This is a genomic window from Mumia sp. ZJ1417 (assembly GCF_014127285.1).
Taxonomy (GTDB): Bacteria; Actinomycetota; Actinomycetes; order Propionibacteriales; family Nocardioidaceae; genus Mumia.
Genome location: NZ_CP059901.1, coordinates 197,018 through 216,979, shown reverse-complemented (window position 1 = coordinate 216,979; position 19,962 = coordinate 197,018). Strand labels below are relative to the sequence as shown.

23 protein-coding genes and 1 pseudogene are annotated in these 19,962 nt (G+C 68.4%); 11 read left to right on the top strand and 13 right to left on the bottom strand.

Annotated elements, in window-relative coordinates:
• Positions 1 to 7 precede the first annotated feature (7 nt).
• Together H4N58_RS20480 and H4N58_RS01035 are read right to left on the bottom strand one after the other, a co-directional pair.
• Positions 8 to 1,249 (bottom strand): annotated as a pseudogene (locus H4N58_RS20480) (MFS transporter); the annotation flags it as partial.
• A gap of 194 nt (positions 1,250 to 1,443) precedes the next feature.
• Complete coding sequence (locus H4N58_RS01035; protein ID WP_167249414.1) at positions 1,444 to 2,658, bottom strand: arginine deiminase; 1,215 nt, start codon at positions 2,656 to 2,658, stop codon at positions 1,444 to 1,446.
• Between the two features lie 38 nt (positions 2,659 to 2,696).
• On the opposite strand from H4N58_RS01035, the gene H4N58_RS01030 reads away from it, so the two are divergent.
• Positions 2,697 to 3,104, top strand: a complete 408-nt coding sequence (locus H4N58_RS01030) for a DUF4446 family protein (protein ID WP_243842848.1) — start codon at positions 2,697 to 2,699, stop codon at positions 3,102 to 3,104.
• A gap of 117 nt (positions 3,105 to 3,221) precedes the next feature.
• Here H4N58_RS01030 and H4N58_RS01025 read toward each other — a convergent pair whose 3' ends face one another.
• From H4N58_RS01025 to H4N58_RS01000, 6 genes are all read right to left on the bottom strand, one after another.
• Positions 3,222 to 4,289, bottom strand: coding sequence for a phosphatase PAP2 family protein (locus tag H4N58_RS01025; protein WP_167249416.1), 1,068 nt, complete (start codon positions 4,287 to 4,289; stop codon positions 3,222 to 3,224).
• Entirely contained in the window at positions 4,286 to 4,924 is a 639-nt protein-coding gene (locus H4N58_RS01020; RefSeq protein ID WP_167249419.1) for a LysE family translocator, read from the bottom strand. The genes H4N58_RS01025 and H4N58_RS01020 overlap by 4 nt, the downstream gene beginning before the upstream one ends.
• A gap of 70 nt (positions 4,925 to 4,994) precedes the next feature.
• Positions 4,995 to 5,768 (bottom strand): ABC transporter permease, encoded by a 774-nt coding sequence (locus H4N58_RS01015; RefSeq protein WP_167249421.1) that lies wholly within the window; start codon positions 5,766 to 5,768, stop codon positions 4,995 to 4,997.
• Positions 5,765 to 6,502, bottom strand: a complete 738-nt coding sequence (locus H4N58_RS01010; protein WP_167002223.1) for an ABC transporter ATP-binding protein — start codon at positions 6,500 to 6,502, stop codon at positions 5,765 to 5,767. Before H4N58_RS01010 ends, H4N58_RS01015 begins: the two co-directional genes overlap by 4 nt.
• A 35-nt stretch (positions 6,503 to 6,537) precedes the next feature.
• The gene (locus H4N58_RS01005) at positions 6,538 to 6,909 is read right to left on the bottom strand and encodes a DUF1048 domain-containing protein (RefSeq protein ID WP_167001049.1); all 372 of its coding nucleotides are present in this window, start codon (positions 6,907 to 6,909) and stop codon (positions 6,538 to 6,540) included.
• Position 6,910: 1 nt separating this feature from the next.
• A complete protein-coding gene (locus tag H4N58_RS01000; RefSeq protein WP_167001047.1) occupies positions 6,911 to 7,276 on the bottom strand; it encodes a PadR family transcriptional regulator in 366 nt (121 codons plus the stop codon).
• 147 nt (positions 7,277 to 7,423) lie between these two features.
• Here H4N58_RS01000 and H4N58_RS00995 point away from each other — a divergent pair, with 147 nt between their 5' ends.
• Positions 7,424 to 7,774, top strand: a complete 351-nt coding sequence (locus H4N58_RS00995) for a helix-turn-helix transcriptional regulator (RefSeq protein WP_167001044.1) — start codon at positions 7,424 to 7,426, stop codon at positions 7,772 to 7,774.
• The gene (locus tag H4N58_RS00990) at positions 7,771 to 8,259 is read left to right on the top strand and encodes an SRPBCC domain-containing protein (protein ID WP_167001042.1); all 489 of its coding nucleotides are present in this window, start codon (positions 7,771 to 7,773) and stop codon (positions 8,257 to 8,259) included. Before H4N58_RS00995 ends, H4N58_RS00990 begins: the two co-directional genes overlap by 4 nt.
• Positions 8,260 to 8,324: 65 nt before the next feature.
• Here H4N58_RS00990 and H4N58_RS00985 read toward each other — a convergent pair whose 3' ends face one another.
• Positions 8,325 to 9,035, bottom strand: a complete 711-nt coding sequence (locus H4N58_RS00985; protein WP_167001040.1) for a GbsR/MarR family transcriptional regulator — start codon at positions 9,033 to 9,035, stop codon at positions 8,325 to 8,327.
• A gap of 251 nt (positions 9,036 to 9,286) precedes the next feature.
• On the opposite strand from H4N58_RS00985, the gene H4N58_RS00980 reads away from it, so the two are divergent.
• From H4N58_RS00980 to H4N58_RS00970, 3 genes are read left to right on the top strand one after another with little or no spacing between them, the layout of a single operon-like run.
• A complete protein-coding gene (locus tag H4N58_RS00980; RefSeq protein ID WP_167001038.1) occupies positions 9,287 to 9,958 on the top strand; it encodes a DUF4097 family beta strand repeat-containing protein in 672 nt (223 codons plus the stop codon).
• 41 nt (positions 9,959 to 9,999) lie between these two features.
• Positions 10,000 to 10,959 carry an ATP-binding cassette domain-containing protein gene (locus H4N58_RS00975; protein ID WP_167001036.1) on the top strand — a complete coding sequence of 320 codons (960 nt, stop codon included), beginning with the start codon at positions 10,000 to 10,002 and terminating at the stop codon, positions 10,957 to 10,959.
• Positions 10,956 to 11,741 carry an ABC transporter permease gene (locus H4N58_RS00970; protein WP_167249423.1) on the top strand — a complete coding sequence of 262 codons (786 nt, stop codon included), beginning with the start codon at positions 10,956 to 10,958 and terminating at the stop codon, positions 11,739 to 11,741. The genes H4N58_RS00975 and H4N58_RS00970 overlap by 4 nt, the downstream gene beginning before the upstream one ends.
• 32 nt (positions 11,742 to 11,773) lie before the next feature.
• Here the strand turns inward: H4N58_RS00970 and H4N58_RS00965 are convergent, their stop codons facing one another.
• Positions 11,774 to 12,280, bottom strand: a complete 507-nt coding sequence (locus tag H4N58_RS00965) for an alpha/beta hydrolase (protein WP_167249426.1) — start codon at positions 12,278 to 12,280, stop codon at positions 11,774 to 11,776.
• Between the two features lie 89 nt (positions 12,281 to 12,369).
• Between H4N58_RS00965 and H4N58_RS00960 the strand changes: the two genes are divergently transcribed.
• The 3 genes from H4N58_RS00960 (at position 12,370) to H4N58_RS00950 (ending at position 14,708) form a co-directional block, all read left to right on the top strand.
• A complete protein-coding gene (locus H4N58_RS00960; protein ID WP_208322223.1) occupies positions 12,370 to 12,717 on the top strand; it encodes a putative quinol monooxygenase in 348 nt (115 codons plus the stop codon).
• Between the two features lie 75 nt (positions 12,718 to 12,792).
• Positions 12,793 to 13,329, top strand: a complete 537-nt coding sequence (locus H4N58_RS00955; RefSeq protein WP_243845066.1) for a GNAT family N-acetyltransferase — start codon at positions 12,793 to 12,795, stop codon at positions 13,327 to 13,329.
• 80 nt (positions 13,330 to 13,409) lie between these two features.
• Positions 13,410 to 14,708 (top strand): Fic family protein, encoded by a 1,299-nt coding sequence (locus H4N58_RS00950; protein ID WP_167249430.1) that lies wholly within the window; start codon positions 13,410 to 13,412, stop codon positions 14,706 to 14,708.
• 20 nt (positions 14,709 to 14,728) lie between these two features.
• Here H4N58_RS00950 and H4N58_RS00945 read toward each other — a convergent pair whose 3' ends face one another.
• Positions 14,729 to 16,507, bottom strand: coding sequence for a serine hydrolase domain-containing protein (locus H4N58_RS00945; RefSeq protein ID WP_167249432.1), 1,779 nt, complete (start codon positions 16,505 to 16,507; stop codon positions 14,729 to 14,731).
• 14 nt (positions 16,508 to 16,521) lie between these two features.
• Positions 16,522 to 17,796, bottom strand: a complete 1,275-nt coding sequence (locus H4N58_RS00940; RefSeq protein WP_255490675.1) for an exo-beta-N-acetylmuramidase NamZ domain-containing protein — start codon at positions 17,794 to 17,796, stop codon at positions 16,522 to 16,524.
• A 415-nt stretch (positions 17,797 to 18,211) separates the two neighbouring features.
• Here H4N58_RS00940 and H4N58_RS00935 point away from each other — a divergent pair, with 415 nt between their 5' ends.
• On the top strand, positions 18,212 to 18,814 hold the full coding sequence (locus tag H4N58_RS00935) for an Ltp family lipoprotein (RefSeq protein ID WP_167249436.1): 603 nt from the start codon (positions 18,212 to 18,214) through the stop codon (positions 18,812 to 18,814).
• A gap of 46 nt (positions 18,815 to 18,860) precedes the next feature.
• Here H4N58_RS00935 and H4N58_RS00930 read toward each other — a convergent pair whose 3' ends face one another.
• Positions 18,861 to 19,085 carry a PH domain-containing protein gene (locus tag H4N58_RS00930; RefSeq protein ID WP_243845040.1) on the bottom strand — a complete coding sequence of 75 codons (225 nt, stop codon included), beginning with the start codon at positions 19,083 to 19,085 and terminating at the stop codon, positions 18,861 to 18,863.
• A gap of 217 nt (positions 19,086 to 19,302) precedes the next feature.
• Here H4N58_RS00930 and H4N58_RS00925 point away from each other — a divergent pair, with 217 nt between their 5' ends.
• Complete coding sequence (locus H4N58_RS00925; protein ID WP_167001014.1) at positions 19,303 to 19,956, top strand: helix-hairpin-helix domain-containing protein; 654 nt, start codon at positions 19,303 to 19,305, stop codon at positions 19,954 to 19,956.
• The last annotated feature ends 6 nt before the right edge of the window (positions 19,957 to 19,962 follow it).

The following is a 19,962-nucleotide window of genomic DNA, read 5'->3' as shown; positions in this document are numbered from 1 at the left end:
CCACCGCTCCGAGGAACAGGAACCCTCCGACGTACGCGCCCTCGCGGGGCTCGCCGCCACGTCCGAGGTTGCCGGTCACGATCGTCGCCATGACGGCCGAGCCGACGGCGCCGCCGATCGTACGGATGTTGGCGTTCATCCCTGTCGCGACTCCGGTCTGCTCCGGCGGCACGGCGGCGACGACGAGGCTCGCCAGGCACGCGAAGACGGCGCCGACCCCGATGCCGAAGAGCCCGCTGGCGAGCGCCGTCTGCCACGGCTCGTGGTGGACCAGACCCATCGAGCCGAGTCCGACCGCACTCATGAAGCAGCCAACCACGACGACCGGCTTCGGACCGCGGATGCGCGCGAGGGGCGCGGAGACCAGTCCCATCAGGAAGACGCCGAGTGCCGAGGGGAGCATCAGCAGGCCCGACTCGGAGATCGTCGCGCCGAAACCGTATCCGGCGACGTCGGGATCGGTCTGCAGCAGCCGCGGGGTGAACGCGAACGACGCATACATGCCGACGCCGATGAGGAACGCGACGAGGTTCGCGGTCCACACCGCAGGCAGACGCATCATCCGCAGGTCGATGAACGGCACGCGCGCCCGACTCTCGACCAGCACCCATCCGACGAACAGGGCGAGCGCCGCGACCAGGAGGCTGAGCACGAGCGGCGACGCCCATCCGGCCCGCGACCCTTCGCTGATGCCGATGAGCAGCGCCGTCAGCCATCCGGCGAACAGGAGCGTCGGGATCATCGGGATGCGCCCCGGCGTCCGTACGGGCGACTCCGGGACGAGCAGCCACGCCGCGACGGCCGCCGCACCGGTCACGATCGCTGGCAGCCAGAACAGCCACGCGTAGCCGAGCGTGCCCACCAGCGGGCCCGCCACGACCGTCCCGAACCCGCCGCCGGCGCCCATGAGCGCGGACACGAAGCTGATCGCTCCGGCGATCTTGGGCTCGGGGAACTCGTCGCGGATGATCCCGAACGCGAGCGGCACCACGCCGCCGCCGACGCCCTGGACGACCCGGGCGGCGATCATCACAGCCACGTTCGGCGCGAGCGCCGCGATCACGGAGCCGACGGCGAGCAGCCCGAGCGCGTACACGAGCACGCGCTCCTTGCCGGTCGCGTCCCCGAGGCGTCCGGCCAGCGGCGTGAAGATGGACGCGGAGACGAGGTACGCGGTGACGACCCAGGTGACCGTCGTCGGGTTCGTGCCGAGCTCGTCCTGGATACGCGGGAGAACCGGGATGGTCATCGACTGCACGAGCGCGAACGAGGCGACGCCGACGCACAGGACGGCGAGTGTGACTCGATAGTGCGTGCGTCGCGCTGTCGAGATCACCGGGGCCCCCTGTCATGGCGGCCACGTCGGCAGTGACCAGTTCCGCATAGCAACTAACCACATGGGATCCGGCTTCATTCCGCGAGGGGCGTCTCAGAGCGAAAGGCTCAACCGCCGGCCACGGGGTCGCGCGAGATGGGGCACGACATGCAGCGCGGCCCGCCGCGCCCGGTCCCGAGCTCCGAGCCGGGGATCCGGATGACCTCGATCCCGGCCGCCTCCATCCGCGCGTTCGTCTCGACGTTGCGCTCGTACGCCACAGCGAGCCGCGGCGCGATCGCGAGGGTGTTGTTGCCGTCGTCCCACTGCTCCCGCTCGGCGGTCACGGCGTCGAGGCCGGTGTCGATGACGCGCAGCCGGTCGATCTGCAGCGCCTTCGCGGCCGCCTCGAGGAACGGCGCCGGCCCGTCGATGGCCAGGTCGGTCCCGTGGCCGTCGGTGACCGCGTACGCCTGGAGCGTGTCGGCGACCGCCGGATACATGACGACCGCGTCGACGTCGACCATCGTCACGACCGTGTCGAGGTGCATCGTCGCGCGGTCCTGCGCGATCGGGACGGCGAGCACAGTGGTCGCCAGGTCGTGCGCGAAGCACTGGCGTGCGATCCGCTCGAACCCCGCCGGCGTCGTACGCTCGCCGACGCCGACGGCGATGACCCCGTCACCGAGGACGAGGACGTCACCGCCCTCGAGGTGCTCGAGGTGCGGGCCGTGCACGCGCGGCACGTGCGAGAACCGCGGGTGGTGCTCGTAGACGAGCTGCGTCAGGTGCGACTCGCGCTCGCGGGCCGGCATCGCGAAGCTCGTCAGCGCCACCTCGTCGCGCAGCCACACCGACGAGTCACGGGTGAAGAGCAGGTTCGGGAGCGGGTCCACGAGGAAGTCGTCGGGCTGCAGCAGCGTCGTCACCACGCTCCGTACGCCGTCGAGCTCATCGTTGCGCAGCCCCGCGGTCAGCACCTCGGCGAGCCCGTCGGGGTCGAGCGCGGAGAACGCGGCGGAGAGATACTCAGAGACCGTGTCGCCCAGACGCAGGTCACCCGTCAGGTCGGCCACCGCGGTCGCGTGCGCCGCCGGATGCTGCAGCGTCTCGACGAGGAGATCACGCAGATAGAGCACCTCGACGCCCCGGTCGGCGAGCGCCGCCGCGAACACATCGTGCTCCGCGACCGCCTTTCCGACCCATGGGAGCCCGTCGAAGAGCAGGGAGTCGTTGTTGCGCGGGGTGAGGCGTTTGAGCTCGGGCCCCGGCCGGTGGAGCATGACCGTACGAAGCCGTCCGACCTCGCTGGCAACTCCGGGGGAGATGACACCGTTGTCCATCCACTCACCTTAGGGTCATGCGGCCTAGGGTGAGGATCGTGGCTCTCGCGATCTCGATCCTCGCCCTCGTCGCGGCCGCGGGGGCGCTTCTCGTCTCGGCGACCGCCGCGTCGCGCGCACCCAAGCGCGGCCGGTCCGGCCGTACGGTCGACCACCTGCCGCGCGACACCGCTGCCCTGCGGCGAGAGGTGGCTGCGCTGGCCGACGCGCAGGCGCAGACCTTCCGGCACCTGGCGGTCGTCCGGTACGACGCCTTCGGTGACACCGGCGGCGCGCTCTCGTGGACGCTCGCGCTGGTCGACGACTCAGGATCCGGCGTCGTCCTGACGTCGATCCACGGCCGCAACGAGACCCGGACGTACGCCAAGAGCGTCACCGCGTGGAGCAGCGAGCAGACCCTGACCCCGGAGGAGGAGCGGGCGCTGTCCGAGGCCCGCCACCGCTGACGCCTGGCGCACTTTCCGTTGGGCCCAACGGAAAGTGCGTCCCCCACCGGAACATTCCGGTGGGGCGAGACTTTTCCGTTGGGCCCAACGGAAAGTACGGATCGGCGACCCGGTCGGCTACCTCGAGCGCGCGGACCTGGAGGCCGTCGAGGAGGCGCTCGCGCTGTATCTCGGCCTGTGACCTCGCCGTCGCTCCCACGCGTCGCACGCGAGCAGGACCGCTCCGGCGAGCGCGAACCCGGCGATGATGTCGATGACGTAGTGCTCGCCGTAGTAGACCAGCGCGAACGACATCGCGAGCGGATACGCCAGGAGCAGCCACCGCCACGAGGAGCGCAGCCGCTGGATCCCGTAGAACGCGATCAGCGCCGCGAGTCCGGCATGCAGCGACGGCATCGCGGCGACGGGGTTGCCGACGTTCGCGAGCGCGAGGTGGAACCCGCCGAGCCCCAGCGTCGACCACCCTCGACCGGTGAGCCGTGCGACCTCCTCTGAGAGGTAGCCGTCCTGGCTCGCCATCCACGGCGGCGCCATCGGATACAGGATGTAGACGACCAACGCACCGAAGCTGATCGCGAGGTAGCGCCGCATCCACTGCATCCACTCGCGGCGACTCACCATCCACAGGACCACGGCGATCGTCAGCCCGGCGACGAAGTGCGTGAAGTAGACCGTCGTCAGCATGATGTCGTACCAGTGCGGCGGAGAGGCGTACGAGCACGGCTGGTCGCAGAGCCAGTCCTGGAGGAGGTGCGAGGGCGTCGTGCCTCCGCCGAGCCACTCGTCGAACACGATCGGCTCCGTGACGTGCACGGGCAGCGCGAACAGCTCGTCGGCAAGCCCGCGGCTGTAGAGATAGACGAGCAGGAACGCGACCGGCCCCCACCAGTCCTTGAGGAAGCCGAGATGGGCCTGCCAGCCGGCCCCGGTGTTCCACGCGATCGTCAGGACCCACAGCCACGCGACGATCTGCACGACGTCGGTCGGTAGCCCGACGAACACCAGCCAGAGCACGAACGCGCCGGCGAACATGACCATCGCGGCCGCACGGCGCTGCCACGAGGCCGTCGACTCGTCCACACCGCCCCCAATGATCTCGCGCGCCGTCTTCCTACCGTAGGACGGCACGGTGTCACGCGCGACGTGATGAGTCTCGTCCGGGGTGTCGTTCGTGGCTCGGCTCACGCGGGCTTGGGAGCGTCCACGGCGAGCTTGATGCCCACCATCCCGAGGAGGCTGCCGCTGATCCGGCGCTGCCACGCCATCCACGACGGGCGGCTCGCGAGGAACGAGGCGATGCCTCCGGCGACCACGATCAGCGACGCGTTGACCAGGGCGCTGACGGTGATCTGGATGCTGCCGAGGACGAACCCCTGGACCACCACGTCGCCGCGCGAGAGGTCGACGAACTGCGGGATCAGCGACACGTACATGATCGCGGCCTTGGGGTTGAGCAGGTTGGTCGTCAGGCCCATCGTGAACAGCCGCCGGTGCGAGTCGCGCGGGAGGTCGCGTGCCTCGAACGCGGAGAGCCCGCCGGGCCGCAGGGTCTTCCACGCGAGCCAGAAGAGGTACGCGGCGCCCGCGACCTTGAGCGCCACGTACAGCCATGGCACGACCACGAACACCGCGGCCAGCCCGACGTTGGCCATCACCATGTAGACCGCGAACCCGACCATCGTCCCGAGCAGCGACACGAGTCCCGCCGCCGGTCCCTGGCTGATGCTGCGCGAGACGAGATAGATCATGTTCGGCCCGGGTGTGAGCACCATGCCGAGCGCCACGAGCGCGATGCCGAGGGCGGCGGTGGTCTCGATCATGCGGGCTCCTCGATGGCGGACAGGGATCTCGTACGAGAGTGCCACGCCGGGTCCCGGCGCGGCACTCCCATTAGGCGATCTTGCGGCGGTACGTGGCCATCGCCCCGACGAACGCCACGACCAGGAGCCCGACGCACCACGCGAGCGCGATCCACACGTCGTTGCCGACGGGCTGCTCAGCGAACAGCGCCCGGATGGAGTTCACGATGGGCGTGACCGGCTGGTTCTCCGCGAACCACTGCACCGGGCCCGGCATGCTGTCGGTGGGGACGAACGCCGAGCTGATGAACGGCAGGAAGATCAGCGGGTACGAGAACCCGCTCGCGCCATCGATCGTCTTCGCCGTCAGGCCGGGGATGACGGCGAGCCACGTCAGCGCGAGCGTGAACAGGAGGAGCATCCCGAAGACCGCGAGCCAGTCGAGCACGCTCGCGCTCGTACGGAAGCCCATGGCGAACGCGACGGCGATGACGACCACGACGGAGATCATGTTGGCGACGAGCGAGGTCAGCACGTGCGCCCAGAGCACCGACGAGCGGGCAATCGGCATGGACTGGAAGCGCTCGAAGATGCCGGCCTGCAGGTCGGTGAAGAGCCGGTACGCGGTGTAGGCGATGCCCGAGGCGATCGTCATGAGCAGGATCCCGGGCAGCAGGTAGTTCACGTACGAGTCCGAGTCCTGGCCGGTCTCGATCGCGCCCCCGAACACGAAGACGAACAGCAGCATCATCGCGAGCGGGGTGACGACGGTGGTGATGATCGTGTCGGGGCTGCGCGAGATGTGGCGCAGGGATCGTCCGGTCAGCGTGGCGGTGTCGGGGAGGAAGTGCGCGGTGGCGGTCATCGGTTGTCCTTGGAGTTCGTGCCGATGACCGCGAGGAAGATCTCCTCGAGGGTCGGCTGCTTCTCGACGTACTCGATCTCGGCGGGCGGCAGCAGCTGCTTGAGCTCGGCGAGGGTGCCGTTGGCGATGATCCGACCCTCGTGGAGGATCGCGATCCGGTCGGCGAGCTGCTCGGCCTCGTCGAGGTACTGCGTGGTGAGCAGCACCGTCGTCCCCTGGCCAGCGAGCCCCTTGACGGTGTCCCAGACCTCGAGGCGCGACTGCGGGTCGAGCCCGGTGGTCGGCTCGTCCAGGAAGATCACCGGCGGGTTGCCGATGAGGCTCATCGCGATGTCGAGCCGGCGGCGCATGCCTCCGGAGTACGTCGACACCTTGCGCCCGCCGGCGTCGGTGAGCGAGAAGCGGGCGAGCAGGTCGTCTGCGATCGCGCCCGGGTCCTTGAGGTGGCGCAACTTGGCGACGAGGACGAGGTTCTCCCGGCCGCTGAGGATCTCGTCGACCGCGGCGAACTGGCCGGTGAGGCTGAATGACTCGCGGACGTCCGCCGCTTGCGTCGCGACGTCGTACCCCTCGACGGTCGCCGTCCCCGCGTCGGCCTTGAGCAGCGTCGACAGGATCTTCACGAGCGTGGTCTTGCCGGCGCCGTTGGAGCCGAGCAGCGCGAAGATGCTGCCCCGCGCGACGTCGAAGTCGACGCCACGCAGGACGTGAAGCTCGTCGAACGACTTCTCCATCCCGCGGATCGTGATCGCGGGGGTCTGTGTGGTGCTCACGCGTCCCCCTGCTCGCTGGCAGCGTCGTCGATCGCCTTGTTCAGGCGGGCGCGCTCCTTGTCGATCCACTGCTTGCCGGTGTAGGCCGCGGCGAAGGTCTCGGCGAACTCCACCGGGTCGTCGCCGACGATCGCGCGCACCGATGTCTCGTCGGCAGCGGCACGTTCCCAGAGGTCGGCGAAGTCGCCGAACATCGTCATGAAGGTGTCACCGTCGGTGAGGCCCGAGCTGTACATGAGGTAGCGCTCGAGCGCCTTCGCTGCCTGGTCGTACGGCTCGGGGAGGGCCTCGATGCGGGCCTTGTACTGGCGGAACTGCTTCTTCTGCTCGAGCGATCCGGTCAGGGTCTCGATCCACTTGGCGGCCATCTCAGCGCACCCCTTCTGTCGTGTCTGTGTTGTCGGTGTTGTCCGTGTTGGTGTGGAGCTGCTCGATCCGTTCGACGAGGAAGCTCCAGGTCGTCCAAAACTCGTCGAGGTGCACCTGCCCCTGAGCGTTCAGGGAGTAGACCTTGCGCGGCGGGCCCTTCTCGGACGGGACCTTCTCTACGTCGACGAGGCCGCGCTGCTCGATGCGGACCAGCAGGGCGTAGACCGTGCCCTCGGCGATCTCCGAGAAGCCCTGGTCGCGCAACCACGCGGTGATCTCGTACCCGTACGCGGGTCGCCGGGTGAGGATCGCGAGGACGATCCCCTCCAACGTGCCCTTGAGCATCTCGGTCATCTGCTTGCCCATGGAGGCCACCTCCTTTCACTACTCTGCGTCATTGACTACCAGTACATAGTAACGCTGAATAGTGCCCGCGCAAGGGGTTTCTCGCGGCAGTTTTCGCGACCTGAAACGTTGCACCGTTCGGTTCAGTGTTGTGCTATGGTGAACCACATGGTTCAGCAAAATGGTTTGGACGACGCGTTCGCCGCTGTCGCCGATCCAACCCGGCGGCAGGTCCTCGTACGACTCACCGAGGGGCCTGCCGCCGTGAGCGAGCTGGCCGCTCCGTTCGCGATGTCGGTGACCGGCATGGCCAAGCACGTCCGCGTGCTCGAGGACGCGGGGCTCGTTGTCACCGAGAAGGTCGGCCGTACGCGGCTGTGCCGGCTCGGCGAGGAGCGGCTGGAGGATGCCATGGCCTGGATCAGCTTCTATCAGAGGCTGTGGGAGCGACGGCTCGACGGCATGGAGGCCTACTTCACGCTGGGCCTCGGCAAGGACGACAAGGGGGAGACGGCATGAGCGAGAGCGAGAGCACGAGCACGAACGAGGGGCTGGCGCTGAAGGTGTCGCGCTGGCTGCCCGCGACGCCGGAGGAGGCGTTTGACGCCTACACCGACGCCGAGAAGCAGAAGACCTGGTTCAGCATCCTCGACGAGGAGCCGGGCATCGTCGAGATCGAGGTCGACCTCCGCGTCGGCGGCACGCAGACTGCGGTCTGGGGGCCGAGCCGCGACCAGCTGTTCCGCGAGGTGCAGACCTTCCTCGAGATCGATCGCCCGTACCGTCTCGTGACCGAGTCGACCGGATCCGATCCGAGCGGGTCGACGATGACGTCCCGCGTCGAGGTCACGTTCGAGCCCGACGGCGACGGCACGCTGATGACCGCGGTCCAGACGGGCCTGCCCACGCCAGAGGTCCGCGACTTCTTCACCGGCGAGGTCTGGAGGGGCGCGTTCGACCGGATCGAGGCGTTCCTGCGGACGCCAGAGGCGCGGCTGCCCTGACCGCCGCGGGAGCGGTGGTCAAAGTGAGCCGCAGTTCACGATCTCGGCATCACGACCGGCAGCCGTCACCGCTTCACGGAGAGGACGTCGCGGGCCTGCTCGGCGGCGCGGGCGATGCTCTCGCCGACGAAGTCGAGGAAGCGGGCGACGTTCTCGAGGCGGGTGGCGGCCGGGGTCTCCGGACCCAGAACACCGACCCCCTCTCTCGCGACCGTGATGACCTGAGCGAGGGACTCGACGCTCGCCATCATCGACTGGTACCAGATGTCGTCATCGACGACATAGCGTTCGCGACGACCGTCGCCGGGTTCGCGGCGGACCAAACCTTGACTCTCGAGGAACGCGATCGCCTTGGAGATCGACGCCGGACTGACCTGCAGGCGCTCGACGAGCTCGGACGCAGTGAGGCTGCCTGAGTCGGTGGTGTAGAGACAGGCCTGGACCCGCGCCATCATCTTGGGCGTGCCCGCCGCCATCAGGACGGTGGTGAGGGTCTCTTCGAAGTCGCGTACAGCCTCGGCGTCGCGCCCGTGGGCCTGCGGGAACGCCGCCGCCTCGCCGGATGCCGGCTTCTTGCGCCGCTGGGTGCGGCGTTGGGTCGCCCGCTGCGCGAGGTCGGGGCGATAGGCGGTGGGCCCGCCGTTGCGCATCACCTCTCGCGTGATCGTCGACGTCGGTCGGTCCAGACGCCGACCGATCTCGGCATAGGCGAGGCCGTCGGCCAACCCCAACGCGATCTGCTGACGCTCCTGCGGGGTGAGTCTGCCTCCCGGCATCGCGATCTCCTTCGTCGAGCGACACATGTCGTCACTTCCGTACCGGAACCATAGCGTTCATCGGCAGAACATTGCAACGTTGATAACGCGGCGTTGCATTTCGCTTGAGACTCATTGCAACCATTTCATGCCTGTGACCTGGGAGGACTCGGTTTCAGTGCAACTTGGTTGTTGCCAGTTTCAGAAAAGCAACGTAGCGTTTCACTTGTCAGAAACACCGACCACAGACAGCAAACACACAGGAGCTCACCATGAAGACCTTCGCCACCACCGCCCCGATCACCGCCGTCGTCGACATCCCCGCCGGCCGCATCCAGCTCATCGCCACCGACCGCGCCGACGCCAAGGTCGAGGTCCGCCCGTCAGACGCCTCGAAGAGCCGCGACGTGAAGGCCGCGGAGCAGACCACGGTCGACTACGTCGACGGAGTCCTTCGGATCAACGCCCCTGCCCCGAAGAACCAGATCCTCGGCAGCTCCGGTTCCGTCGAGGTGACGGTCCAGCTGCCCGTCGGCTCCCGCGTCGAGGCCAAGGCGGCCAGCGCCGAGCTGCGTGGCGTGGGACGGCTCGGCGACGTGGAGTTCGACGGTGCGGCGGGCTCGATCAAGCTCGACGAGACCGCGGGCGTCCGCCTGACGCTCCAGGCAGGCGACGTCTCGGTCGGCCGCCTGGGCGGAGCCGCTGAGATCAGCACCGTCAAGGGCGACATCAGCGTCGCTGAGGCAACCCGCGGTGCGCTCGTGCTCCGCACCGAGGCCGGAAACGTGTCCGTCACCGCCGCGGCCGGCGTCTCGGCCACGCTCGACGCCGGCACTGCCTACGGCCGGATCACCAACACGCTCATGAACGCCGACGGTCCCGACGCCGCCGTGAGCATCCACGCCACCACGTCGTACGGCGACGTCGTCGCTCGCAGCATCTGACCCGTACCTCCGAACCCGCAGCCTCTGCAGGAGAACCCCTCATGAGCACTCCCACCGTCCACTCCCATCCGGCCATCGCCGCGTACGGGCTGCGCAAGTCGTACGGCGACAAGGTCGTGCTCGACGGCATCGACCTGGCCGTCGCGGAAGGAACGATCTTCTCCCTGCTCGGCCCGAACGGCGCCGGCAAGACCACCGTGGTCAAGATCCTCTCGACCCTCATCTGTGCCGGCGACGGTTCCGGTGAGATCCGCATCGGGGGCCACGACCTCACCGCCGACCCTCAGGCGGTCCGCGCCGCGATCGGCGTCACGGGGCAGTTCTCCGCCGTCGACGGGTTGATCACCGGCGAGGAGAACATGCTCCTCATGGCGGACCTGCACCACCTGTCCAAGCAGGACGGTCGCCGTACCGCGGCTGAGCTGCTGGAGCGCTTCGACCTGCTCGACGCCGCGAAGAAGCCGGCCTCCACCTACTCCGGCGGCATGAGGCGCCGTCTCGACATCGCGATGACCCTGGTGGGCGGCCCGCGGATCATCTTCCTGGACGAGCCGACCACGGGCCTCGACCCGCGCAGCCGACACAACATGTGGCAGATCATCCGTGAGCTCGTCTCCGACGGCGTCACGATCTTCCTCACCACGCAGTACCTCGAGGAGGCCGACGAGCTCGCCGACCGCATCGCCGTGCTCAACGACGGCAAGATCGTCGCCGAGGGGACTGCCGCCGAGCTCAAGCGGCTCATCCCGGGCGGGCACATACGGCTGCGCTTCACCGACCCTGCCGCGTACCGGAGCGCCACCGTCGCGCTCCACGACTCGACCCATGACGACGACTCGCTGTCACTGCAGATCCCGAGCGGCGGAAGTCAGTACGAGCTCCGCTCGATCCTCGACCGCCTCGACTCGGCCGGGATCGCCGCCGACGAGCTGACCATCCACACCCCCGACCTCGACGACGTCTTCTTCGCCCTTACCCAGCCCAAGGAGGCTGTCCGATGAGCTCCCTCTCCCTCGCCGTACGCGACTCGTCCACGATGCTGCGCCGCAACCTCCTCCATGCTCGGCGCTATCCGTCCCTCACCCTGAACCTGCTGCTCACCCCGGTCATGCTGCTGCTGCTCTTCGTGTTCGTCTTCGGCGACGTGATGGGCGCGGGCATCGGCGGCCAGGACCGCGCCGACTACATCGCGTACGTCGTCCCCGGCATCTTGCTGATGACCATCGGCAGCACCGTGATCGGCACTGCGGTGTCGGTCTCGACGGACATGACCGAGGGCATCGTCGCCCGCTTCCGTACGATGGCGATCCACCGCGGATCCGTCCTTTTCGGACACGTCGTCGGCAGCGTCCTGCAGTCGATCATGAGTGTGGTCCTGGTCGCCGCCATCGCCGTGGCCCTCAGCTTCCGGTCGACCGACGCCGGCGTGGGCGAATGGCTGGCAGCGCTCGGGCTGCTCGTGCTCTTCGCCACGGCGCTCACCTGGATCGCCGTCGGCATGGGCATCGGCAGCCCGAGCGCCGAGGCTGCCAGCAACAACGCGATGCCGCTGATCCTCCTGCCGCTCCTGTCCAGCGCGTTCGTCCCCCTCGACGCGATGCCCGGCTGGTTTCGTCCGATCGCCGAGTATCAGCCCTTCACCCCCGCGATCGAGACCCTGCGCGGTCTGCTCCTCGGCGGCGAGATCGGCAACAGCGGATGGCTTGCGATGGGCTGGTGCCTGGGCCTCGCACTGCTCGGCTACGTCTGGTCGATGGCGCAGTTCAATCGCGACCCGCAGTAGTTCCTGCGGGAGGAGTCCGTATCGAGATTCCCTCACCGCCCGCCGCGCACGTCCTCCGCGATCGCCCCAGCCAGCCCCACGAACTGGTGGCCGCCCGCAGGGTGCGCGACCGTGCGCGCCGAGGGCATCCGTACGGCGTTCAGCGCCAGATGCTCGTACGGCACCACCTCGTCGTCACGACAGTGGTGCAGCGAGACACGCATCCGCGGCTCCGGCCCGTCGTACACGTACTGCGCGGCGTCCCACCCGTCCGGACTCCAGTCCGGCATCGCGAGCAGCAAGGCTCTCGTCGGCGCCCACCCATCCTCGGGAAGCACCCACTGCAGGATGGTCGCCCCGAACGAGTGACCGATGACGACGTCGTCGGCACTGAGCCCGGCCAGCCGCTCTCTGAGGGGGCCGGCCCACGCCTCCACAGACATGTCCTCGTCGGGCAGTTGCGGGTAGTCCACGGGAGCACGGAGCACGTCACCGAGCGCGTCGGCCAGGACTCGATCGTCTCGATAACCACCCGCGCCGTGGACGAAGAGAACCCCCATCGCCCCACAGTAGGACGTGGAGCGATGTCGAGAAGCCGACCTCGGCTCCGCTCTCCTCCTGTACACACCCGCAACGAAGGGACGAAACAATGAATGACCTCATCGGTATCGCGCGGTTCGACTTCCGCGACGGCGACGTCGAGGAGTTCAAGCGCCTGTCCGAGCAGGCCATGGAGATCGTCCGGGCCAAGGAACCCGGCACCCTCGAGTACAGCGTCTACTTCAACGCCGACGAGACCGAGGCGATCGTCATCGAGCGCTACCGCGACTCCGAGGCTCTCCTGGCGCACTCGGCGAACCTCGCCCACCTCATGGAGCCGGTGATCGCGACGGGCTCGGTGCACGGCGAGCTCCTCGGCGACCCGAACGCCGAGATCCGTGGGAACCTGAGCGACGAGGGTCCCGTCCAGCTGTTCACGCCGTTCCTGACGATGTGAGTCGCAGACGCCCCGACCGTCGCCCACGAAATGGCGTTGACGGCGGCCGGGCCAGGGATCGATGGTGTCGCGGTGATGATCCGACGTGAGGTACCTGCCGACATCGAGGCCGTACGCATGGTGACCGCTGCGGCGTTCCGTACCGCCGAGCACAGCGCACCGCCCGTAGAGCCCGGAGGTGATCCGGGCGAGGCGACGCTGATCTCGTGGCTGCGTGACGATGCCGGATGGATTCCGGAGCTGTCCCTCGTGGCTGTCGAGGGCGACCAGGTCGTGGGCCACGTCATCGCCACGCGAGCCGAGGTCGATGGCCGTCCAGCTCTGGGCCTCGGGCCCCTCAGCGTTCTCCCGCGCCTGCAGCGCACGAGTGTCGGCTCAGCGCTCATGCACGCCGTGCTCGGAGGCGCCGACGCACTCGCCGAGTCGGTGGTGGGACTGCTCGGCGAGCCTGCCTATTACCGCCGTTTCGGCTTCGTCCCCGCAGCGTCGCTCGACATCGTCGCCCCAGAGCCTGCATGGGGCGACTACTTCCAGGTCCGCACCCTCACCTCGTACGCCGGGCTCGCCGGCCACTTCCGCTACGCCAGACCCTTCGACAGGATAAGCGAATAACCTTTCACACTTGCCCTCTTGATTAAAGTTTAGATACTCTTCCTTTAATCGAGGGCCGAGCGATGAAAGGATATTCCACAGTGGCTGGCTGGTCCGAAGGGCAGTGGCAACCCACTGTCGTCGAGGGCGTTCCGCGTCGCGACCGGCGTACCGGCGCCTACCTGCGCTATATACCCGACCCGCTCGAGGCGCGCCCGCTCACTCTGGACTCGAGACTCGCGCGCACGATCGCTGACGCCGAACGTGCCGTTCGCGCTCTCAACGCCCCCGGCGCCGAGAGCCTGGCCTCGATCGCCCGGTTCCTGCTTCGGTCCGAGGCGATCGCCAGCTCCCGGATCGAGGGCGTCACACCGTCCGCGAAGCAGGTTGCCCTGGCCGAGCTCGGCCGAAGCGAGCATGTCCGCGGCGTGAGCGAGCAGGCACAGCTGGTCGCGAACAACATGACCGTCGTCCGGGAGGCCACGTCTGCCCTCGTCGACGCGAAAGAGGTGACCGTCGACGACATCATCGAGCTGCATCGCGCCCTGATGCCCGAGAACGAGCATCACCATGGCCTGCGCACCGTGCAGAACTGGATCGGCGGCTCGGACTGGCATCCGATCGACGCCGAATTCGTTCCGCCACCAGCCGAGCTCGTGAGCGACCTCATGTCTGACCTGGTCGATGACATGAACGGAGCGGCGCACTCACCCCTCGTGCAGGCCGCACTCGTGCACGCGCAGTTCGAGACGATCCACCCGTTCACCGACGGAAACGGTCGCGTGGGACGCGCTTTGATCCATACCGTTCTCGCCCGTCGCGGGCTGATGACGACCGCGATCCTCCCGATCAGCCTGGTCCTCTCCACATGGCGGGATCGATATGTCGCGGGCCTGGTCGCGTACCGGTACGACGGTGATCCCGCAGAGGCCGGGTCGATCGCTGGCGTGAGGGCCTGGATCTCGACGTTCGTCGAAGCCGCGGAGTCGGCAGCGGCCCAGTCCGCCGATCTCGCTGAGCAGGTCGAGGCACTCCGTGCCGCATGGACCGCGAGGGTCGCCTCCCATCGCGAGTCGATCGGCCGCCGAGCGACCCCGCGGGCCGACTCGGCTAGCGCACGGCTCCTGCGCCTCTTGCCCGAGGCGCCGGTGGTGACCGCGTCGACGCTCCAGCGGATCCTCGACGTCTCCTTCCCTGCGGCCAGTACTGCACTCGACGAGCTGCGTCAGGCCGGCGTGGTGACCACGTTCACGATCGAGCGCAACGCGACGGCCTACCTCGCGACCGAGGTCCTCGATCTGATCACCGTCGCCGAACGTCGCCTGGCGAGCACCAAGGCAGACACCAGGACGTCGCCACCGAACCGGCCTGTCCCGGCACGAGCGCACCGCCGATCCTGAGTCCCTCAGGGCGGGCCGCGTCAGTTCGTCGACTCCGCCCAACCGTCGGCCACGAAGCGCGCAGCGTCGCTCGGCCGCTGGCCGTTGACCAGCACGCCGCCGCGATCCACCGCGAGCACACCGTCCACGTAGACGCCCCGCCCACGAGACGGCGTCGCGCGCAGGCCGGTGTAGGTCCACCGCGCGTGCGTCGCACCGGCGGGCAGGGCAGCACCCGCCTTCAGCCACTGGCGACCTTCGAACCCGGAGAACGTGCCGTCGGTCGACCGCCGCGCACCGCCCGCCGCCAGGTCGAGCGGCACCAGCTGCCACGTCGTCCCGCCGTCGACGGAGGCCTCGAGCCGCCCCACGTCGTACCCCTCCTCCGTGTCGTACCAGAGCCGGAACGACAGCCACGCCGCCTCCGACGCCGTACGGGACAGCGGCGCGGTGAGCGTGTGCGTCGTCGCGCTCGGCCGACCGGCGAACCACGCCGTACGTCCCACCGCCGGCCGTACGGGGAGGGCTCGGCCGAGGTTGCGGGCGACCGACTGCCGCGCGCCGTTGTTCGAGCCCCACGCGCGGTTGGGGTGGACGCGGTTGGTGAGCAGGACGGCGAGCGAGCCGGACAGCGGGTCCATGACGAGCGACGTGCCGGTGAAGCCGGTGTGGCCGAACGTCACGGGCGAGTCGACCGAGGCCATGTAGTACGGCTGGTTGAGCTCGAAACCGAGCCCCCGGCGGGACGTGATCGCGGGCGGGATGCCGACATTCTGGTCGGTGATGGCCTCGCGGACGATGTCCTCGGAGAGGATGCGCTCCTTGCCGTACCGGCCGCCGTTGAGCAGCATCTGGCCGAAGACCGCGAGGTCGCCGGCGGTCGAGAACAGCCCGGCGTGGCCGGCGACGCCGCCCAGCGACCAGGCGTTCTCGTCGTGCACCTGGCCATGCACCATGCCGCGGCCGATCGACGACATGTCCTCGGTCGCCGCGATGCGAGGCCGCAGCGACGCGGGCGGGTTGAACATGGTGTCGGTCATGCCCAGCGGGTCGGTGATGCGCTCGGCCACGAGCGCATCGAGAGTCTGGCCGGTGACGCGCTCAGCGAGCTTGCCGAGGGTGATCAGGCCGAGGTCGGAGTAGACGTACGCCGTGCCCGGAGGAGTCACGAGGGTCTGGGCGTAGACAGCGGCGATGCGCGCCTCCGGCGTCGGGTAGGCCGAGTAGAGGTTGATCCAGCTCCGCAGACCCGAGGTGTGCGTCAGCAGGTGCTTGACCGTGACCGCGCCCTTGCCGTTCTGGGCGAACTCGGGGAGGTAGTCGGCCACCGGGGTGTCGAGGCCGACCACGCCCTGATCCACCAGCTGCAGCGTGACGACGACGGTGAACAGCTTCGTGACCGACGCGAGGTCGAAGAGCGTGTCCTCGGTCATCGGGATCTGCTGGTCCTCGGGCAGCTCGGTGCCGTCGGCGCGTGCGTATCGCACCGCGTCGCCCACCGCGCCGTGCTCGACGACGACGCCGTCCTTGGCGACGAGCGCGACCGCCCCGGCGTACATGGGGTAGGTCGGGTTCTCGGGCGTGGTCTGCAGGTACGAGGCGAGGTCGGGCATGATCCGCGCGATGTGCTCGGGGAGCAGGCCTGCGCGCTCCGGCGTCCCGGCGCGCAAGGTGCGATGTGGGGAGAAGCGGACGTCCTCACCGGTCACGGTCGGCGGTCCGGTCTGGTGTCCTGGTGGGTCGACCGCTCCTGCCGGCGCGGCGAACGCTCCGACCACGACCGCCGCGGCCACTGCCACGATCCCGCTCGTACGACGCATGGGTCCCCTCCGTCCTACGGTCGCCGGCCTCGCATCTGGTGATAGATGAGGTATTTCTTGCGCTTCTTCCGGAACTCGGCGAGATCGTCCTGCCAGCCGGCGACGATCTCGTCGACGTCCCCGCCGGCGTCGATGACGAGCCGGGCGCGGTCGGTGCCGGTGAGCTTGTCGAGCCAGAACGAGGTGACATCCTGGGTGCGCCAGCGGTATTCGGGGAACTCCTGGCGCTGCGTGACGATCATCGCGAGGCCGGTGGTGATGGCGTCGAAGGCGTCTCGGTCCTCGACATACACCTGCACGCCGCCGCAGACCTTGTTGACCTGCTTGGAGATCGTCGGGGTGAAGTACGCCTCGCGGAAGCGCACGCCGGGGAGGTTGCGAGCGTTGAGCGCCTCCGCCCAGCGGTGGTCGATGTTCGGTGCGCCGATCAGCTCGAACGGGCGGGTCGTGCCGCGGCCCTCAGAGAGTGCGGTGGCTTCGAACAGCGCCGTACCGGGGTAGACGATCGCCGTGTCCACCGTCGGCATGTTGGGCGACGGCAGCACCCAAGGGAGCCCGGTCTCGTCGAACCACATGTCGCGGAACCAGTTCCTCATCGGCACGACCGTGAGATCGACCTGCTTGCCGATCGCGGCGGGCAGGAACTCCCCGTTGAACAGCTGCGCCAGCTCGCCGACCGTCATGCCGTGCTGCTGGCTGATCGGCTTCAGCCCGACGAAGGTGGAGTGCTCCGGGTGAAGGACGGGCCCCTCGGCCTGGACGCCGGTGATCGGGTTGGGGCGGTCGAGGACGACGAACCGCAGGTCGAGCTCGGCGGCCGCCTCCATCGCGAGGTACATCGTCCAGATGTAGGTGTAGAAGCGCGCGCCGACGTCCTGGATGTCGAAGACGACGGTGTCGATGCCGGCTGCCGCGAACTGGTCGGACATCCGGGCGGCGTCGTTGTAGGCGTTGTAGACGGGCAGTCCGGTCTTGGCGTCGATGAAGAACTCTTGGCCCTGGCCGGCCTGAGATACGCCACGGAACCCGTGCTCCGGGCCGAACACGGCGACGATGTCGACGTCGGGGCTGGCCGCAAGGACGTCGACCTCGTGGGTGAGGTCGCGGAGGATGCCGGTCGGGTTGGAGATCATCCCGACGCGCTGGCCGCGGAGCTCGCGGAAGCCGGCGGCAGCGAGGGTTTCGAAGCCGGTACGGACCTTGGGGCCGTTGGTGGTGTTGCCTGGGCTGGCTGCGGCTGTGGCGGCGGCCCTGCCGCCGAGGACCGGCACGCTGGCCACGCCGAGCATGCCTGCCAGTACATCCCTACGTCGCATGGTTTCTCTCCCGGTCGGTGGGTGGTGAGGAAACGTTTCGTATGACGAGGATCTAGGCGGAACGAACTTCGCAATTGGCGCGACGGTAGTAGGCAGGGCAGGAGCAGGTCAAGGGGTCGAGGGCGCAGCCGCCGACGACGCCGGGACGCTGAATCGGTCGACTCGACTTACAGAAAGCCCTCGAGACGGTCGAGACGGCGAGCCGCCGCTGGACCGGGCGGCCGAGCTGGGCGGGCCGTGGCCATGAGGCGTCGAGGTCCACGAGCCAGCGGCCTCCGAGCTTCTCAGCGACGAGGGAGCCGTCGTCCACCGCTCCGCCTGGTCCGTTATGTCGCGGTCGCTGTCCATCTCGCTTACGTTGCTCGAAGGACAACCTCGGGGAGGGTACGTGTCGAACGCACCGCCACCGCAAGGACCGCCGGGACCACCGGGCGGCCCCCGCAACGCGAAGGCAGAGGCCGCAGCAGCGAAGGCGTACGCGAAGGCTCAACGTCCCTGGTACAAGAAGAAGCGTTGGCAGGTCGCAATCCTCTTCGCCGCGATCGTCATCCTCGTCCTGCTTTTTGGTGTCGGAGGCGACGACGAGCAGAAGAAGGACGAGGCGGAGAACGCGAAGGACCCGGAGATGTCTCAGTCGATAGAGCCGACGTCGCCGGCGACGGACGCCTCCGACGAGGACTCGTGGACGACGAGCCAGAAGCAGGCCGTCCAGGCGGCCGAGGACTACCTGGACACGACCGCGATGTCGAAGGCCGGGCTCATCCGGCAACTCTCCTCAGATGCAGGGAACGGCTTCAGCGAGGCGGACGCCCGGTTCGCCGCGAACCACGTTGACGCCGACTGGAACGAGGAGGCCGTGGAGGCGGCCGAGGGCTACATGGAGATGGGAGGGTTCTCCCGCCAGAGCCTCATCCAGCAGCTGACGTCCTCGAGCGGCGACCAGTTCACCAAGGCCCAGGCCGAGTACGCCGCGGACAAGGTGGGTCTCTGAGACTGATCTGATCTCAGCAAACCTTTCGGAAACCCGCGCGTCAGCGCTAGTATTTCCGAAAGGTGGCGTGTTGGCGCAGGACATGGCTCTCCACCTTCTTGCCCGTGATTCCCTGTGCGTCACGCACGATCAGGCGCTTTGAGGTGAACACGGCGCTGTCGCGGAAGGTCTTGAACGCGGCGACGGGCTTCTCGCCCGGCGTCAGCAGCGGCATCACGTCGTCCGGGATCGGCATCTCGTTCTGGAGGGTCCAGCTGGCGATGACAGACACCCGTCTGCGGAACCCGGATACGGCCAGTGGCCGATCGGCCGACCGTCAGAAGCCTCGCGTCCGAATTCGGTGTGAATGCCTCCGACGCCGACTCAGTCTCGATAATCGAACCTCACTCCTCGTGACATCCGATCCGTCTAGCCTTCGCGACATGACGCACTACCAACCTGGCGAGCACCCCACCCCAAGCGGCCGCGTTCCTGCATGGATGTGGGTCATGACGACCGTCTCCTGCTGCTTCCTTGGCTTCGTCCCCGCGATAGTGATCGCCGCGAAGGCCAATACGCGGAGGGCAGCGTTGTGGGCGACAGGGTTCACCGTCGCCTATCTCGTCGGACTCGCCTTGGTCGGGTCGCAGCCGGAAGGAGCCAACAATATTTGGTCCAACGTTGGCGGCGTCCTCTTCTTTGGGACAGGCGTTGGAGCGCTTTGCTATGTCGCAGTTGTCGGTCCGAAGCTCCGCTGGGCCCGAACGACGCGACCTTCCCCTGTCCGGACGGCAGCTCCGGTAGTCGACGGCGCGCCTCCCCACGATCCCAACGCCCGCGCAGTCGCCGGCGTGCTCGCGGCACGGCAGAAGCGGGCGGAAGCGCGGGCCATGGCAGCCAATGACCCGCAGATGGCTCGCGATTTGTGCATCGGTCGACCTGACCTTCCCCGGCACTACGACGATGGCGGGTTGATCGACCTGAACGGTGCACCGGCGGAGGTCATCGCCAGAGGGCTCGGACTGACGCAAGCGCAGGCCGAGCACATCGTCGAAGTCCGGCGGCAACTGGGCAAGTTCGAGCGCGTCGACGACCTCGTGACGCTGGCCGACTTGGAACCGTCCGTGTACGACGCGGCACAGGAGCGCATCATCCTTCTGTGACTGCGG

What these genes read in the sequence shown, in the direction of transcription:
- H4N58_RS01035 (WP_167249414.1), bottom strand. Translation starts at nt 2,658, where the DNA reads ATGGACAACGGTGTCATCTCCCCCGGAGTTGCCAGCGAGGTCGGACGG.
- H4N58_RS01020 (WP_167249419.1), bottom strand. Translation starts at nt 4,924, where the DNA reads ATGATCGAGACCACCGCCGCCCTCGGCATCGCGCTCGTGGCGCTCGGC.
- H4N58_RS01015 (WP_167249421.1), bottom strand. Translation starts at nt 5,768, where the DNA reads ATGACCGCCACCGCGCACTTCCTCCCCGACACCGCCACGCTGACCGGA.
- H4N58_RS01010 (WP_167002223.1), bottom strand. Translation starts at nt 6,502, where the DNA reads ATGGAGAAGTCGTTCGACGAGCTTCACGTCCTGCGTGGCGTCGACTTC.
- H4N58_RS01005 (WP_167001049.1), bottom strand. Translation starts at nt 6,909, where the DNA reads ATGGCCGCCAAGTGGATCGAGACCCTGACCGGATCGCTCGAGCAGAAG.
- H4N58_RS01000 (WP_167001047.1), bottom strand. Translation starts at nt 7,276, where the DNA reads ATGGGCAAGCAGATGACCGAGATGCTCAAGGGCACGTTGGAGGGGATC.
- H4N58_RS00995 (WP_167001044.1), top strand. Translation starts at nt 7,424, where the DNA reads ATGGTTCAGCAAAATGGTTTGGACGACGCGTTCGCCGCTGTCGCCGAT.
- H4N58_RS00990 (WP_167001042.1), top strand. Translation starts at nt 7,771, where the DNA reads ATGAGCGAGAGCGAGAGCACGAGCACGAACGAGGGGCTGGCGCTGAAG.
- H4N58_RS00985 (WP_167001040.1), bottom strand. Translation starts at nt 9,035, where the DNA reads ATGCCGGGAGGCAGACTCACCCCGCAGGAGCGTCAGCAGATCGCGTTG.
- H4N58_RS00980 (WP_167001038.1), top strand. Translation starts at nt 9,287, where the DNA reads ATGAAGACCTTCGCCACCACCGCCCCGATCACCGCCGTCGTCGACATC.
- H4N58_RS00975 (WP_167001036.1), top strand. Translation starts at nt 10,000, where the DNA reads ATGAGCACTCCCACCGTCCACTCCCATCCGGCCATCGCCGCGTACGGG.
- H4N58_RS00970 (WP_167249423.1), top strand. Translation starts at nt 10,956, where the DNA reads ATGAGCTCCCTCTCCCTCGCCGTACGCGACTCGTCCACGATGCTGCGC.
- H4N58_RS00965 (WP_167249426.1), bottom strand. Translation starts at nt 12,280, where the DNA reads ATGGGGGTTCTCTTCGTCCACGGCGCGGGTGGTTATCGAGACGATCGA.
- H4N58_RS00960 (WP_208322223.1), top strand. Translation starts at nt 12,370, where the DNA reads ATGAATGACCTCATCGGTATCGCGCGGTTCGACTTCCGCGACGGCGAC.
- H4N58_RS00955 (WP_243845066.1), top strand. Translation starts at nt 12,793, where the DNA reads ATGATCCGACGTGAGGTACCTGCCGACATCGAGGCCGTACGCATGGTG.
- H4N58_RS00945 (WP_167249432.1), bottom strand. Translation starts at nt 16,507, where the DNA reads ATGCGTCGTACGAGCGGGATCGTGGCAGTGGCCGCGGCGGTCGTGGTC.
- H4N58_RS00940 (WP_255490675.1), bottom strand. Translation starts at nt 17,796, where the DNA reads ATGCTCGGCGTGGCCAGCGTGCCGGTCCTCGGCGGCAGGGCCGCCGCC.
- H4N58_RS00925 (WP_167001014.1), top strand. Translation starts at nt 19,303, where the DNA reads ATGACGACCGTCTCCTGCTGCTTCCTTGGCTTCGTCCCCGCGATAGTG.